Origin of the sequence: Candidatus Nitrosocosmicus agrestis, assembly GCF_008389435.1 — an archaeon.
GTDB lineage: Archaea > Thermoproteota > Nitrososphaeria > Nitrososphaerales > Nitrososphaeraceae > Nitrosocosmicus > Nitrosocosmicus agrestis.
Genome location: NZ_VUYS01000006.1, coordinates 23,353 through 38,700, shown reverse-complemented (window position 1 = coordinate 38,700; position 15,348 = coordinate 23,353). Strand labels below are relative to the sequence as shown.

Here is a 15,348-nt window from a genome sequence, read left to right as displayed (position 1 = left end):
GATTTTATACGAAATAGTTACCTAAGCACAGAACTTAATTAATAAATGTCTTATTTTTTTTATACTACAATAATAGTTATATTACTACAATAATAGTTATATTACTACAATAATAGTTATATTACTACAATAATAGTTATATTACTACAATAATAGTTATATTACTACAATAATAGTTATATTACTACAATAATAGTTATATTGGGAAATAAATATGAAATATTTAAGGATAAAAGATATTTCAGAATTCGAATTCTGAAATATTTTATTTCAACAGAGAATCTAAGGTTGATAATAATCCTGATATTTGCTTAGATGTATGTATTGCAGAAATGGATATCCTTAATTGGGCTTCATTTCGTTTCACTGTGGGATATCTAATGGGTTGTACAAAATATCCTTTTTTTAACAATGAATCTGAAATCGATAAGGATTTCTCTTCTGACCCCAAAACGAGGGGAATAATTGGACTGTCCTCAGTAAATCTCAAGCCTGGCAAAGTGTAATTTTTTGATTGTTCTTCAAAATATTTTAAATTTTTATGTAGCTTTTTCTGCCTATCGCCCATATTGGCCAACAATACAGCTTTGTAAGCCAATTCACAAAAAATGTCGGGGAGTGCCGAGGTAAAAATAAATGCCCTGGATTTATTTATCAGATAATTTCGTAAAAGATCTGAACAAGCTACATAGCCGCCAAAACAACCTAGACCTTTACTCAAACTACTAATATGAACGTCCACTTCATTTTCAACTTTGAAATAACTTGCAGTTCCTCCATAATCTGTTTGTGATTTATCTCCTATCACAAAATCACCGTGGGCATCGTCAACTACAAGAATACACCCATACTTAGATGACAATTCAGACATAACATCCAGTCTTGCCATATCTCCATTCATGCTAAAAATACCTTCAGTAACAATTACCTTACGCTTTGCATCATTTTTTTTGATTTTATTTTCCAAATCAAACATGTCGTTATGTAAAAACACTTCGATTTTAGCTCTGGACAAACGGCAAGCATCTATTATGCTCGCGTGGTTAAACTCGTCACTAAAGATTGTGGTTTGATTATTTGCAATACAACTTATTGTCCCGATATTTGCCATATATCCGGTGGGATAGATTAAAGCCGACTCAGTATGTCTATGATGGGAAAGAATTTCTTCTAATTTTTCAAAAAGAGGAGTGTTTCCACTGATAAGGCGTGAACTACATTGAGAAACACTTGAAAAATGTGACGAACTAAACAGATTCAAGAGATTTTCATGCTTGGACAGACCCAAATAATCATTTGTGGAAAAATTAATAAATGGAAGGTTATCTTCGCTCGAATTAGTGTCTCTAAATTCGTTTTGAATTCTAAGGTACCGATATAAATTAAGACGTTTCAGATCTTTAAGATTTGACTCGAAAAAATTTAAGTTATCTTTGCTTAATACCAATCTCTTTTAGCATTTTGAAATCATCACTAGGTTTATTTCCTTCAGTTGTTAAGTAACCTCCTGTAATTATTCCGTTTGCACCAGCTCTAAGTACTTTCTTATCGTCGCCCTTAAGATGCACTTCTCTTCCACCAGCAATCTTGAGTATGGTCTTTGGCATTAAGAACCTAAATGTACCTATTGTCTGAATAATTTCCTTTTCCGATATGAAATTATTGTTATAATGAGGGGTCCCTTCTCTACCTAGTAACATATTAACAGGGACCTCGTCAGGTTGTAATTCTGATAAGGCAACACCTAGTTCAACTCGCTGTTCCTTGGTTTCGCCCATTCCTATTATGCCACCACTGCAAAGTTCCAAACCTGCTTCCTTTACTATTTTTGCAGTATTGATTCTATCCTCGTAAGAGTGAGTAGTGCAAATTTTATTAAAAAAGCTTTTTGAAGTTTCAAGATTATGGTTATACCTTTTTACTCCCAAACTCTTTAATCGCTTTGCTCTTTCTAGTGTCATAAATCCCAATGAAACATTTACATCAATTTTGAGCTTGCTACGGATAATTTTAATTGATTCGCATATATGTTCAAAATCATCTTCCGGTGGTGCCTTGTAAGCACATACAATGCAAAAACTGTTTGCACCGCTTTGTAAGGCTCTTTCGGCTTGTTCAAAAATTTTATCATGCGATAACAGTGGATATTTGTCAATAGGGGTAGAATTGAATGAAGATTGAGCACAAAACGAACAATCTTCCGGACATCGCCCTGATTTTGCATTAATTAAAGTTTCAACGTCAACGCTATCTCCTGAAAATGTTGTCGTTATTTTATTCGCGCATTCTGCTAATACGTTTATATCTTTTGTGGATATTAACTTGAGTGCTTCTTCGGATGTAATTTTATTTCCTTCTATTACTTTATCCTTCAACCTATAAATAAAATCACTTTTCAAATTGCGCAATTAATCTTACTTTTCTATTAATTATTGCTCTGTTATATTAGTCTTTTATAAGCGAAAGTTAGTAGACGAAAATCGTTAACCACTCAAAAAAACCATACCGTTTAAAAAACGACCGTTATTTAGACAGACCAATAATTACTACCTTTTTTTGACTATTAATTTGGAAAAATAATATAGATAATTTGACAATAAATGGGATATTATTTAACAACCTTTTTTATACGATTGTTGTCAAATCTCGTTTTATGAAATATGCATTCGCCTATCTTAGGGTAAGTACAGAAGACCAAACTGTCATGAATCAAAAAATTTCGATTCAAAGGTGGGCCACGAATCATGATTTTCAGATAATTGAATACTTTGAAGATGCCTCCATTAGCGGTAAAATTGCCGCTAATTCTAGAAAGGGGTTTAAAGATCTCTTGAATCTGATTGCGAATGAAAAAATTGATGCCATTTTAGTTTATGAATTGTCCAGGATAGGACGTACTTTTTGGGATACCCTCGAAGCTATAAAAGCAGTAGAACAATATGCTCCACTTATCTCTTGCTCCCCTAGGGAAACATTTCTTCAGACTACCGATCCTAGCATTCGCAAGCTTATGCTAGGTATATTGACTTGGGTGGCAGAACGTGAGAGAGAGTTATTAATACAAAGGACAAAGGATGGGATAATACGTGCTAAATCTATAGGTAAGCATGTGGGAAGACCTAGGAAGATTGTAGATAGCGTACACTTAATTTCTCTCCTTTCCCAAAATAAATCTAAAACAAAAATTGCTAAAGATATGGGGATGTCCAAGGCAACCCTCTACAAGAATTTAAGAAATATTGCGACGTCTGGATAATCAATTTAAGCTCTTTTGAATATCATTTATTATATCGGTTTGAACATCAATAATTTTCTCAATTGAATTAAAGTCAATAGCTAAGGGGGGGATTATTAGCATGGTAGATCCCAGAGGACGAAGAAATACGCCGCGTTTTAAGGCTTCCCTGATGATAAATATCGTTATTGGAACTCCGTTGACATTTTTAATCATCTTCTTCTTATGGATTAAATCAAAAGCTGATAGCATTCCTTTGGAGCGTATGTTTTCAACAATGGGAAACTTATCGAACTCTCTGATCCTTTTATTTATTTTACTGGCATTTGTTCTAATTCGTTCTATTAATTTTTTTTCCTTATACATTTTTATATTTTCAAGTACTGCTGCGCACCCAACTGGATGTCCCGAATAAGTATGACCGTGATATAATTGCCTGCCCTCATCCCATTTGCCTTCAAATTCTTGATAAATGTTCTTTGATGCGGCTGTCAATGCCAATGGAAAATAGCCTCCCGTTATGGATTTTCCAAAACATGCAATATCAGGGGTTGATTCTTGGGCCAAATACTCTACCATGTTCCCTAATCTTCCAAACCCTGTTGCAATCTCATCCAATATCAAAAGAACATTATTTTTCCTACAAATATCTTTAATCTGCTTTTGATAGCCGTCAGGAAAGATTGTGACACCGCCTGCAATTTGAGCCCCACTTTCCATTATGAGTGCTATAGCTTTGTCAGCATTCTTTTCAATGATGTTTTTGGATTTTTCAATGGTTAGTTTTAGATCGGATTGATTATCCCTTTCGATTAGAGTGCTTTTTGGCTTGGGAATTCTACGAGTTGGTATTAGAAGTTGCTTGTACCTATTAAAGTAATTTTCCACATATCCTACTGACATTGCACCTATAGTGTCGCCATGGTAGCCATCTTTAAGTGACAAGAATATTGATTTATTTTTTACATCTTTGTTGTACCAATACTGAGTAGCTATCTTCATTGCTACTTCTATTGCTGATGAGCCATTATCAGTGTAGAATAATTTATCCATGCCCTCAGTTAACTGCAAAAATTTAGACGAAAGTGATTGTGATTTGTCATTAGCAATACCAAAAATATTTGAATGAGGTATCTTCAAAACCTGATCTCTCATAGCATTAATTATTCTATTTTCACTAAATCCCCATACATTGCACCACATATTAGAAACTCCATCTAAATATCGATGACCTTTTCTGTCAACAAAATAAAAATCACTACCTGAGGAAATAGTTTTTATCTTATAATGCTTAAATGTCTCACTCATCTGAGAATAAGGATACCAAGTTTTATCGTCTTTTGACAAAGATTCATTGAATAAGAAATATTATGTCAATAAATCTCTTACTGATAGGTATGTGAATAAAAATAATATAATCAGAAGTATCTAATTAGTATATGGATGTTAAGGAATTGCTCTATGCTGAGATAAATCAAATGGGGATTAGTCGAATTCATAAAAAATTAAGCGAGTCTCGTGAAAACTCTATTGCCTTGATAGATGAATTGATGGATAAATGCACTATAATTAATGAGAGCGGGCTAATCAGCACTACTGATCAACTTGCACTAGCTGAATCCTTGACGCATTATTTGCTTACTACAATGATGTTACCATCTCAGCGAAAGATCAAAATTGGCGAAATCGAAATAAGTGTAATAATTCCTAATTTCAGGAACATTAAAAGGAATTCTGAACAAGTCCTATTAATCCAATTTATTGACTCTGAATCTTCTGATGTACAAAGTATAGTCAGTTCTTTGAAAGCACTACAACCAATACATCATAATATTTGGGTAATATCTTATTTGCCTGTAAATGTTTCTGGACAAATAAAAAACTATTGCATTTCAAAATCAACTAAATTTGAGAGAAATGATGAATTACAATTTTCAAGAATAATGCATGATGCGGCAGCATTTGTTGATAAGTTAAATGGCTTTCATTTTAAGGTTTTTTAGAATGAAAAACTATTATATTTCAAAACTCGAGTTTTGAAATATTGAGGGACTATGGTATGAGAAAATACAGTATTGAAATAAATGCATCAAAGCCCCAGTATCTTGAAATTAAGAAATACGTAGATACATTGCCGGTAGAATTTGTTATTTCTGGTTTAAGATTTTCCTATAATAGATATGTTGCCGATGTAGGGGGTTACCTTAATTCGGGAAGAAAAAGCCTAGTAAAATCTGAGACTTCATTTTTGACTAAGAAGCAAGCGATTATGCGACTTAAAAGTTGGAAGGTAATGGTTAAGAAATTTAGGGAAAAAGGATATAGTTACCCAACCATTTATCGAATAAAAGTTGAACTAAAAAAAATATCAATGACAGGACCCAAATAAAAAATAAATTAATAGAGAGAACTGCTTTCGGACAACTTGTTGTCTAAACTAGAATTAGGCAAGTCTGGAAATTTATCTTTCATATTTTGTTCCACTATAGCACTTGCTTCCTCGATTATTTTCAATGCATCTTCACTTACACTGCCTGTATTACCATTAATTTCAGAAGCAGTGGGAATTTGTCCAGAATCGTTCATGATGCCATTTAGAATATCTGTTATCTTTCCAAAAGATTGCCCTGCTTCAGGTATCATTGAATTTAGGCCGCCCTGAATATTCTTTATAACAGACATCGCAGGACTCAACGTTACTACTACATCTCCTAATTCAGTGATAGTATTTAATCTGAGTTGAATTTGTTCCAATGCCAATTTAGCGGAAGTTATCATTTTGTTCATCTTACGTATTTGAGAAAGTTCATTTGAAAGAATTTTGGCGTATTGGCTATCATGATTCTGCATAGCACTAATTATGCGTTTAAATATAATCTGATCTTTTTCATCCATTTTTGCTGACATAGTTTCTAATTTTGAGATCTGTGAGTGGAGGCGCTTTTGTGCTTCCTCTATACGTGGTTTAAGCGGCGAAGGTGGTTTTATATTTTCTAGAAGCTTCATCCCTACGTTACTAATTTCATTTTGTGGTTTGATCCATTTATTGCTGAATGACATTGACTTTTATACCCTTAACCCAATATCGAAGTTTGTATTTAAGGTTGTATTTCTTTCACAATATGTAACTATGGATACTAATTGTAAGAGTGACAAATTCAGTGTTAATTTTTAACTGGGTATGCCCCGCAGACTTTGCAATAGTTGCCTCTCCATTCCCATGCTGTGTTACAGAAAGTACATTTTTTTGTAGATGTCTGTTTTTTTTGAACATTACCGGGAGGAGCAAAAAATTGTCTATAGAAATTGTAATAAAAAAGATGTTCTTTATTTCTGATCTTAACCCCCTCTTTAGCGGCTTTCTGTACCCCGTAAACGTACTGTTCATTTTCAACTAGCTCTTCGATTTTTGAAACATACATATTCATACCAGAGCCTATTTCTAGTGCTTCTTTTTTGCGCCACACAATTTCCTCTCCTAATATCGGAAGAAAATGTTGCCTCAATAAGAATTTACCATACAAACATCCTTCGTACCTAGATATTTTATCATTTATTGTCAAAGTCTTGGAGAATTCTATTATTTGTTGTTCAAGAAAAGGTAGATATACTTTAAGTTTATAAAATTTGGATATTCTGTTTGAAAAAAAATCCATATTATCGAATAAATCTTTTATTTTTCTACAAAGGATTTGCGGTTCGTTTACATATTTGTGTAGGTAATTATAACCTGCGAATAATTCGTCAGCACCATCGCCTATTATTATAGTTTTACATCCTAAATTAATGGCGTGTTTACATCCAATTAGTTGCACAACGTTATTCCTGATATAAATAGGATCAAAGGTCTTTGATATAGAGACCAATTCTCGAATACTATTAATTATCTCGTTAAGGTCCGGATTAATGATGTGATGAAATGATTTTGCACCCTTGATGGCCAAAGAGGAAAATTTTAGGTCATTTGAATAATAATTTAAAGTAATAGTAATTGCATTCTTTGGTTGAGTCAAATGTAATAATATACTGCTATCTAGTCCTCCAGAGAGTAAAATAGCTTCGTGTGGGATTGAGTTACAAATGCCTTTCAGCAAGTTAACGATGTCTGATCCGTCACTAAACACTTGGTTATTAACATTTTTACGTTTATAAATCTAAATTGGTGATCTAAATTGGGATGAAGTTAAATACTGTAAAGCGATGTATAAATCCCTCGTGTGGAATGGAATATTCAATAGACAACGATATATACCGTTGTAAATGTAGTTTTCTACTTGATGTAATTTATCCGGATATTCCTGATAAGAATTTGATTGATGTATTCTATCAGAGGCGGAACTATGCTGGCAATATATTTAATGAAAGTGGAGTGTGGAGGTATAGAGAGTTACTTAATTTTGTTGGAATTGACACTGAGGATATTAATGAATGCTCAAAATATTTAGTTTCCCTAGATGGATCTGAAGGACGATCCTCAAGACCATATCAAATGAGCAAAGTAGCAAATTATGTAGACATGCCATCTGAAAATATGCTTCTTCAGCCTGAGGGGTATAATCCTAGTGGTTCTTTTAAGGACAATGGCATGTCTGCTGCTGTTACACACGCAAAGTTGTTATCTGTAAAAAAGATTGTGTGCGCATCTACAGGAAACACTTCCGCATCGGCAGCAATGTACGCTTCTAATGAGGGTTTAGACTGTGATGTTTACATTCCTAGAGGAGAAATTGCTCCCGGTAAGCTTGGACAAGCCTTTCAATTTGGAGCACAGGTCATTGAAGTAGATGGAAATTTTGATGACGCTTTAGCATTGTCACTAGAAAATTCATCGAGGGAAGGTGGATATACTGTAAACTCATTAAATCCCTTTAGAATTGAAGGCCAAAAAACTATTGTATTTAGGATAATGGAGCAATTAAATTGGAATCCTCCTGATTGGATTGTATATCCTGGAGGTGCACTTGGTAATGTGTCAAGCTGCGGCAAAGCCCTTATTGAACTATATAAATGGGGTTGGATAAAAAAAGTACCTAGAGTAGTAGTGGTTAATGCAGTAGGTGCGGATACATTTTATAGACTCTATAACGGTCACTTTGATAATATTAAACTTAGATGGAATGATGGTAAAGTAGATCTTGATTTGATTAAACGATTTTATGACCATCAAGATTCTAATAATTATTCTCCAAAGACTTTGGCTACTGCAATTCAGATTGGTAAACCAGCCAACATAGTTAAGGCATTAAGGACTATTGATTTTACAAATGGATTGGTTGAAGCTGTTGAAGATAAGGACATGATGGACGGAATGTCTGTTGTAGGATTAAACGGATTCGATTGTGAAATGGCATCTGGTTCAGTTCCGGCTGGGATACTAAAATTACGCAAAGAAGAGGTAATTAAAAAAGACCATATTGTGGTTGGGGTGTTGACAGGTCGTCAAAAAGATCCATCGATAGCAATAAAGTATCATTTAGAAAAATCAAACATGTTCGCTAAACCCCCTCGAGATTTATAAAATTATTGAATTCTGGACTTAACTTCTGACTTTTTTTAATATTCTCTATTATCAAATTTAGAGAAGTCAATATAGCCATAGATTTAGCCTCGGTTTCCTTATACTCTTTACTAGGGATAGAATCAATTACTATACCAGCTCCGGATTGGGTATAACACTTGTTTTTGTTAAAAAAAATTGACCTTATGGTTATGGCAAAATCGCAACCACCATTAAATGAAAAATACCCTATCGCTCCTGCATAGGGGCCTCTGCTAGCTTGTTCCTGGTGGCTGATTATCTCCATAGCCCGGATCTTTGGAGCCCCAGAAATCGTACCTGCAGGAAAAACTGCTTTAAATGCATCAAACATGTCAAAGTTGATATCGAGTTTTCCAATCACATGGGAAACCATGTGTTGAATGTGACTAAATTTTTTAACAGTCATTAATTCAGTAGTTGTAACACTTCCGAACTTGCAAACCTTACCCAAGTCATTCCTAGCCAAATCTACAAGCATAGTGTGTTCAGCTATTTCCTTAGGGTCTGTAATTAACTCTTGCCTAGCCTTTTCAGTAGTTTCATAGTTATTCGACACTGGTCTTGACCCTGCAATAGGATAGGTTTCAACAATATTGTTGGTGATTCTTAATAACATTTCTGGGCTAGCTCCTAAAATAGCCCGACATTCATTCCTAAAGAAGAACATGTATGGAGAGGGATTTATACGTCTCAATGCTTCATATATGAGGAACGGATTTTCATCAAAAGTAAATTTGATCTTCTTTGAGAGAACAGCTTGAAAAATGTCCCCATTTCTTAAATTTCTTTTAATTGAATCTACTTTGGATTCATACGTAGCTTTGGTCATGCTCCTTCTTGTTCTAAAATTGGTTTTTGCAACACTATGTAATTTCGGGACATTGTTTTTACATATTTGCCTTAGAACATCTAACCTCGAATCATTATAAAAAAAATATTCTAGTTTTTTATTTTTGTGATCATATACTATCCCATCTTCGTACCACCCAACCTCAATTAGAGGGAAAGTTCGGCTAGTTTTCATAGGAATCTTTTCCCAAAATTTTATCGCTTCATAACAAAAGTATCCAACTAGACCACCAATATACCTATTATTATTATTACTATTACTATTCTTGTTAGTAATCCTTGGAAAAAAACTTTTTATAGTTGAAAAAGGATCTTCGGACTTAATCCTGAGGATTTCCCTCTTATTTTGATAAACAATCAAAGCATTAGTTGTGCATTTAATAGTATATTTTGGATCAAATCCTATTATTGAAGATTCAACAAATTCCCGTGGTCCATCTAATGATTCAAAAATAAATAGACTTGCAAATCTTTGTTCCAATTTTCTAAAAATATCAAATGGGGTTGAAACGTTATCCAGAACCTCAAATTTTGGATCTTCTTCAAGCTTGAATAATTCTGATAATTCATTAGTCAAATTTGATCTCATTCTAGCGCAAATCTTCTAGATTATCTACTTCAAATGTCCCTTTTATAGATAACGGCTTTCGACATGTAAATCCTTCATCTTTACGATGCCAAAATCGAACCTCATCTTCACCTAGTTTCCAACATAACCATACCTCTTCATCATATCTAACTGCAGGGAAGTCAATTAGTCCTTCATCAAAACTTTTTATCATGACGCCTAATTCCTCCAGTTCTTCGATTTGTTTATAAAGAGATGTAATTGATCTATTGATTTGTTTTTTCAGTTTGAAAAACGTCTCGTGCTTATTGTTATTACCGGTTAAATAATTCAATTCTGTTTCAAGTTCCATAATTTCAATACGTTGGTTCAAAATATTGGAAAATTTAGTTCTAATCTCGGGCAGAACCTTGTTAGCACCAAAGGGGGTAAACAAATTAAACATATGATAGCTGAGCGAAATAAATATTTATTTTTATATGATTCTGACTGGAAATCCTTAATACATGTAGATGAGATAAGCTAAAATGAATTATATAAAGAATCGTAAAAATATACTAGAATATCACAACTTTCAAAGTGTCTCTGATTCTTTGGATGCCTTGGAATTCGCATTCAGGAGCTGTAGTCCCAACAATTTGGTCATGAGTTCAATTTCCATGAATACTGAACTAAGTATACTTGATATCGACGGAAATGTTACCACATTTCCCACGTTAAAACAAAATTCTGTTTTGGTTATAAGCGTTGGAAAAGCTAGTGAAAGGATGTTGCATGGATTATATCAGAAATTGGGTAGCCAAATAGAGAGGTCTTTGTTAATTTTTCCAGAAGGTTATTCATTGCCCATTGGTGCAACAAAACAATACAATACTACGATTATCCAATCCTCCCATCCAATTCCTAATCAAAATAGCGAAGAGGCATCGAAATTGGCAATTAGATTTTTGAGGGACTTGGAAAGGTATGATTTAGTAATTTTTTTGATTTCTGGAGGTACCTCTTCTCTTATTGTTTCACCAGTTCCGGGATTAACCCTTTCTGATAAGAAGGAAATCAATAAATTACTTGTTTCCTCTGGCGCTGATATTAGAGAAATTAATGTTGTGCGAAAACACTTATCCCAAATAAAAGGAGGAAATATCCTCCGATTCTTAAAACCAAAAAAGAGGGTTTTGACCTTGATACTTTCTGATGTTGTGGGCGATTATTTGGATACAATTGGTTCAGGAATGACCTTCTACGACAAGTCAACCTTCAACGATGCTCTTAGTGTAATGAAAAAGTATGGCTTAGACAAATTAGAAAATTCTAACGTTCAAAAAGTATTGCGTTATCTTAATCAGGCTATTAATAACAAGTTATTAGAAACGGTAAAACAATCTGAATTTGAAACCTTTGATGTAACTAATTGTGTAATTGGAAATAATGCAAAATTTTGTGAGTTTATAGCCGAGCATCTTACGTCAAGAGGATACAATGTAGTTTATAAAGGATCAGGTTGTGAAGGAAGTGTAGAAGATTTTTCTATTTATTTTCGAAAATTGTTTTATTCACTTCCTAACAAAACTGCTATAGTAATGGGTGGAGAAGTTACTAATTTCATTGATAAATCAAACATGGGTAAAGGAGGAAGAAACCAAGAAGCAATATGTAGAATTTTGCAATCAATGGGTGATTTCAAATCAGACGATTATGCAATAATATGCATCGGTACCGATGGAATAGATGGAAATTCAGATTCTGCAGGTGGAATAATATCACCAAACTCCATCTCCTATGTTAATAAAAAATCACTTGACATTCATTCTTTTTTGACTGCAAATAATTCCAATGTCTTGCTCAAAAATTTGAATTCAATTATACATACCGGCTATACAGGTTCAAACTTTAATGACATTTATTTAATTGTAAAATTGAGCTAGCACATGTTAGTAAAAAAGTGAAATTAGTCAGGATCATTTTTTTTATATTGTCCATTCAATAGGAATATCTTCGTATAGTCCGTTTGGTAATATCCTTCGAATCGAAATAGGTAGTGTCTTTTTTTCCAGTTCATATTTAGCTATCATAATTGTATCAGTCAATTCAGAAGGGATTTTTGTAAGGATTGGTGCTCCCAAGGAAAGCTGCAAAGACCTGGCACCAGTAATTCTAGCTTTTTCAAATCTGGTCAAACGAGTAGGTCCAATAAGGATTTCGCCCTCTTTCGATGGTATTTCTTTTAACTTAAAATCTATGTCAGCTTCATAAGTTTTGTATTCTCTAGTTATTGTGACCTCTTTCTTTTTGGTCGACAGTACTTCTGTAGAATTTTCTTCCAGGCTATTGATTCCATTTTCATCATTTTCTCCTTCATCCAACCGATCGCTTTTTTTGGAAGTAGACTTTTTTGTTCTCTTAATAGCCACTAATATCCAAAAGGAATAACTAATATAATTAAATGTTACTGAAAGTTCATATTTATAAACTTTTAATTAATGTTGTTGTCTGGTTCAAATTCAAGTGTATCGAGAATTTCAATCGAGTTGGTTATAAATGGAGTTGACATTCTTCCAGCACAACTAGTAAGACATTTATCACCATTGACCATACGTAAAATAATTAATTCTATGCCTATTTCAGGCATCTTGCACAAGTTTGGTGATTCATTTATTTATTTTCAGACTGATATCAAAATGGGTTCAGAAAAATCGATTGGTCAATTTAAAAAGGGTGATATTGCATTCTCTCCACAAAGTAGTATTTTTTGCATCTTCTTAAGAGATTCTATTACCGCACAAAAGTTTAATTTAGTTGGACATATGATTTCAAGTAATCTGGATATCTTATCTTCAATAAAGATGGGGGATCAAATGACTCTAAGAAAGTCGGAAATATTTTGATAGTTTACTTAATTTTTTCATAAATCTTGTGCCCGCTATACCCTCCAACGTTTTTAATAATATTTTTGTTTTCCAAATTCTTTAGATAGTTATTTGCCACAGAAATCTTTACTCCTAAATTGCGAGCCAAAGAATGCACCGTGATTGCTTTCATTGAATTTAAAGCCTTCATGCCTTGCGAGTCTTCTATTATTACTGATAATTTTTGTTTTTGTTGAACTTTAGGGGCCTTTTTAACTTCATCTTTCTTATTGCCTTTAGCATCTTGTGATTTAGATGCTCCTGACTGAGTTGGCTTCTTCTTGTTACCGCCCATTAATCTTCATCATAATTTGGATTGTAGATAATTTATATCTTTAAGGATGGTTTAATCCTTAACGTAACTCTAAAACATGTCAAAATATCCTTGCAGCGGTTTCTAATAGTTACTTCAGTAACACCTGCTAATTTTGAAATGTCCATTTGGAGTAGATTTATGCCTAGTAGGACCGACGCTAGATAAATATATGCAGCTGCAATCCCATTAGGGGACTTTCCATCTGATAATAAGTGATTTTCAGTTTTTTTGGCTATTTCCAGTGCAAGCCTTTCAATTTTTACATCAAATTTCGCAGTATTAGCTATTTTGGAAATATATTGGTTTATGCTAATAGATTGTAGACTTGAAAATGAATAATTTGACTTTGTTGTGTTATGAGTATTTTCACTACACATAAAGTTAGTAATTTTGTTCTGTTTTTCATTTCCTAAGTTCTCGTTATTACCACAAACTAAGACCATTGATCTATAATACTTTGACGATAATTTTATATTCTCATTAGTTTGTTCAACTGTGTTATTGTAATTTACTATTTCATTCAGGGATCTTAGGACCTTGCAAACCTTGCAAGCATAGTATACCGAGGCAATTGCCATACAAAAAGCCGATTTGCCTTTTGTATCGCATTTGCTTTCATAATATCTATAAATCATGGCGGCAGTCTCGCAAACAACTTTCGGAAAAGACATAGCAGAGCTAACTTCGTTAATTTTTGACAATACATTTGATAATCTTCTTTCCTTAGTACTCGAAATTCTTATAATGCTGTTCCATTTTCTGAGGTTAATCATGTATTTTCTAGTATTTTCGTTAAAATGTTTCCCGGTGTAATCCTTAGATTGGTTATCTATCTCAGTATGAAGTCCAAAATCATGATAAGATATGCTATTTATTCCACTGGCCCGAAGAGTTTTATTCTTAGAGTTTAACTCGTTCGTAAATATTTCTTGTCCCAGGTATTCTGCATTCTCTTCAACCACATAACCACATGTTCCGCAAATGGACTCTCCTTTTAATATATCCTGAATTAACTGGGAATCACACTCCGGACACACATTTGATATCTCTAAATTATTGGAAATTTCTAATTCACCTATTTTTTGTTTCTTCTTATTGATCTCTTTGACCTTGATGTTTTAGAATTCTTCAAATATGCTGCGGTATATACCTTTGATCCGGCCATTTTATTTTTCGACTGAATAAAGGGGAGTATTGATGCATAAGGGGAATTTACGGGTCCTATAAGTTCTGCAATTTTGCCAATTTTCTTTTCACCTTCATTGTAGACCTGTGAGCCGGGTTTGTGATTAATATTATTTTTGTCAATTTTTATGATTATACGTCCACTTTTTGAAAAATGAAGTATTTCTCCCAGTAGTTCCATAGTCAAAAACAAATTATCTTTATTACTTACATACTATTCTGTCAAATAAAGCTATCAAATGGATGAATTAAATTTATTTGCATTAATTTGTACAAAAAGGTCATGACGGGATTTGAACCCGCGACCTAAGGTTTACAAAACCTTCGCTCTGCCAGGCTGAGCTACATGACCATTTTTTAATATCAAACTTAGTCAGCCTTAAAAGCTTTTGTATATATATTAGGTAAATTGTAGTCTGATTGTGTGTAATGAGCGAAAAGAAAAAAATTTTTACAGTTTACGTTACAGTTAGTAACAAAGATTTTCTAAAGGACCCAGAAGGTGAGACCGTGTTAAACGATCTGATCCTTAAAGAAAACTATACTGATTTTGTGTCGGTCAGATCGGCTAAGTCGTTTACGATACAGGTAATGGCTGAGAATGAATCTAATGCTGTTGAAAAAGTAAGAAATATGTGTAATGATTTGAGGATCTATAATCCTATTGTTAGTCAATGCATCATATCTGTTAAAAATGAATGAATGATCCTTAAATTATAATAAATAAAAGAAAAATTTAATGATGCCTTT

The 15,348-nt window shown here is 33.4% G+C and carries 18 protein-coding genes and 1 tRNA gene; 7 read left to right on the top strand and 12 right to left on the bottom strand.

What is annotated here, in order from left to right; translation table 11 throughout:
* Positions 1–265 precede the first annotated feature (265 nt).
* Both F1Z66_RS05080 and bioB read right to left on the bottom strand, forming a co-directional pair.
* A complete protein-coding gene (locus F1Z66_RS05080; RefSeq protein WP_149862528.1) occupies positions 266–1,447 on the bottom strand; it encodes an aminotransferase class I/II-fold pyridoxal phosphate-dependent enzyme in 1,182 nt (393 codons plus the stop codon).
* Complete coding sequence (gene bioB / locus F1Z66_RS05075; RefSeq protein ID WP_230207460.1) at positions 1,428–2,408, bottom strand: biotin synthase BioB; 981 nt, start codon at positions 2,406–2,408, stop codon at positions 1,428–1,430. The genes F1Z66_RS05080 and bioB overlap by 20 nt, the downstream gene beginning before the upstream one ends.
* Positions 2,409–2,653: 245 nt before the next feature.
* Here bioB and F1Z66_RS05070 point away from each other — a divergent pair, with 245 nt between their 5' ends.
* Positions 2,654–3,256, top strand: coding sequence for a recombinase family protein (locus F1Z66_RS05070; RefSeq protein ID WP_149862526.1), 603 nt, complete (start codon positions 2,654–2,656; stop codon positions 3,254–3,256).
* Here the strand turns inward: F1Z66_RS05070 and bioA are convergent, their stop codons facing one another.
* Complete coding sequence (bioA, locus tag F1Z66_RS05065; protein ID WP_149862525.1) at positions 3,257–4,582, bottom strand: adenosylmethionine--8-amino-7-oxononanoate transaminase; 1,326 nt, start codon at positions 4,580–4,582, stop codon at positions 3,257–3,259.
* A 92-nt stretch (positions 4,583–4,674) separates the two neighbouring features.
* On the opposite strand from bioA, the gene F1Z66_RS05060 reads away from it, so the two are divergent.
* Both F1Z66_RS05060 and F1Z66_RS05055 read left to right on the top strand, forming a co-directional pair.
* Complete coding sequence (locus F1Z66_RS05060; RefSeq protein ID WP_149862524.1) at positions 4,675–5,238, top strand: hypothetical protein; 564 nt, start codon at positions 4,675–4,677, stop codon at positions 5,236–5,238.
* A gap of 56 nt (positions 5,239–5,294) precedes the next feature.
* Positions 5,295–5,624 carry a hypothetical protein gene (locus F1Z66_RS05055; protein ID WP_149862523.1) on the top strand — a complete coding sequence of 110 codons (330 nt, stop codon included), beginning with the start codon at positions 5,295–5,297 and terminating at the stop codon, positions 5,622–5,624.
* Between the two features lie 8 nt (positions 5,625–5,632).
* Here F1Z66_RS05055 and F1Z66_RS05050 read toward each other — a convergent pair whose 3' ends face one another.
* Together F1Z66_RS05050 and F1Z66_RS05045 are read right to left on the bottom strand one after the other, a co-directional pair.
* The gene (locus tag F1Z66_RS05050) at positions 5,633–6,295 is read right to left on the bottom strand and encodes a Snf7 family protein (RefSeq protein ID WP_149862522.1); all 663 of its coding nucleotides are present in this window, start codon (positions 6,293–6,295) and stop codon (positions 5,633–5,635) included.
* A gap of 104 nt (positions 6,296–6,399) precedes the next feature.
* Positions 6,400–7,359, bottom strand: coding sequence for an asparagine synthase C-terminal domain-containing protein (locus tag F1Z66_RS05045; RefSeq protein ID WP_149862521.1), 960 nt, complete (start codon positions 7,357–7,359; stop codon positions 6,400–6,402).
* A 53-nt stretch (positions 7,360–7,412) separates the two neighbouring features.
* On the opposite strand from F1Z66_RS05045, the gene thrC reads away from it, so the two are divergent.
* Positions 7,413–8,753 carry a threonine synthase gene (thrC, locus tag F1Z66_RS05040; RefSeq protein WP_149862520.1) on the top strand — a complete coding sequence of 447 codons (1,341 nt, stop codon included), beginning with the start codon at positions 7,413–7,415 and terminating at the stop codon, positions 8,751–8,753.
* On the opposite strand, the gene F1Z66_RS05035 is transcribed toward thrC, so the two are convergent.
* Both F1Z66_RS05035 and F1Z66_RS05030 read right to left on the bottom strand, forming a co-directional pair.
* On the bottom strand, positions 8,731–10,200 hold the full coding sequence (locus F1Z66_RS05035; RefSeq protein WP_195907485.1) for an anthranilate synthase component I family protein: 1,470 nt from the start codon (positions 10,198–10,200) through the stop codon (positions 8,731–8,733). The genes thrC and F1Z66_RS05035 overlap by 23 nt on opposite strands.
* 13 nt (positions 10,201–10,213) lie before the next feature.
* Positions 10,214–10,636 (bottom strand): DUF2203 domain-containing protein, encoded by a 423-nt coding sequence (locus tag F1Z66_RS05030; protein ID WP_149862518.1) that lies wholly within the window; start codon positions 10,634–10,636, stop codon positions 10,214–10,216.
* 82 nt (positions 10,637–10,718) lie between these two features.
* Here F1Z66_RS05030 and F1Z66_RS05025 point away from each other — a divergent pair, with 82 nt between their 5' ends.
* Positions 10,719–12,116, top strand: a complete 1,398-nt coding sequence (locus tag F1Z66_RS05025; protein ID WP_149862517.1) for a glycerate kinase type-2 family protein — start codon at positions 10,719–10,721, stop codon at positions 12,114–12,116.
* Positions 12,117–12,158: 42 nt separating this feature from the next.
* Here the strand turns inward: F1Z66_RS05025 and F1Z66_RS16015 are convergent, their stop codons facing one another.
* Positions 12,159–12,602, bottom strand: coding sequence for a DNA-directed RNA polymerase subunit K (locus tag F1Z66_RS16015; protein ID WP_201448644.1), 444 nt, complete (start codon positions 12,600–12,602; stop codon positions 12,159–12,161).
* A 75-nt stretch (positions 12,603–12,677) separates the two neighbouring features.
* Here F1Z66_RS16015 and F1Z66_RS05015 point away from each other — a divergent pair, with 75 nt between their 5' ends.
* Positions 12,678–13,076, top strand: a complete 399-nt coding sequence (locus F1Z66_RS05015; protein ID WP_159357635.1) for a cyclophilin-like family protein — start codon at positions 12,678–12,680, stop codon at positions 13,074–13,076.
* Positions 13,077–13,080: 4 nt separating this feature from the next.
* On the opposite strand, the gene F1Z66_RS05010 is transcribed toward F1Z66_RS05015, so the two are convergent.
* The 4 genes from F1Z66_RS05010 to F1Z66_RS04995 form a co-directional block, all read right to left on the bottom strand.
* Positions 13,081–13,392, bottom strand: coding sequence for a MarR family transcriptional regulator (locus F1Z66_RS05010; protein WP_149862515.1), 312 nt, complete (start codon positions 13,390–13,392; stop codon positions 13,081–13,083).
* Between the two features lie 32 nt (positions 13,393–13,424).
* A complete protein-coding gene (locus F1Z66_RS05005) occupies positions 13,425–14,375 on the bottom strand; it encodes a transcription initiation factor IIB (RefSeq protein ID WP_230207458.1) in 951 nt (316 codons plus the stop codon).
* Positions 14,376–14,488: 113 nt separating this feature from the next.
* Positions 14,489–14,779, bottom strand: coding sequence for an H/ACA ribonucleoprotein complex subunit GAR1 (locus F1Z66_RS05000; protein WP_149862514.1), 291 nt, complete (start codon positions 14,777–14,779; stop codon positions 14,489–14,491).
* Positions 14,780–14,876: 97 nt separating this feature from the next.
* A tRNA-Thr gene (locus F1Z66_RS04995) sits at positions 14,877–14,950 on the bottom strand.
* A 77-nt stretch (positions 14,951–15,027) separates the two neighbouring features.
* Between F1Z66_RS04995 and F1Z66_RS04990 the strand changes: the two genes are divergently transcribed.
* Positions 15,028–15,300 carry a phosphoribosylformylglycinamidine synthase subunit PurS gene (locus F1Z66_RS04990; protein ID WP_149862513.1) on the top strand — a complete coding sequence of 91 codons (273 nt, stop codon included), beginning with the start codon at positions 15,028–15,030 and terminating at the stop codon, positions 15,298–15,300.
* Positions 15,301–15,348: the final 48 nt, after the last annotated feature.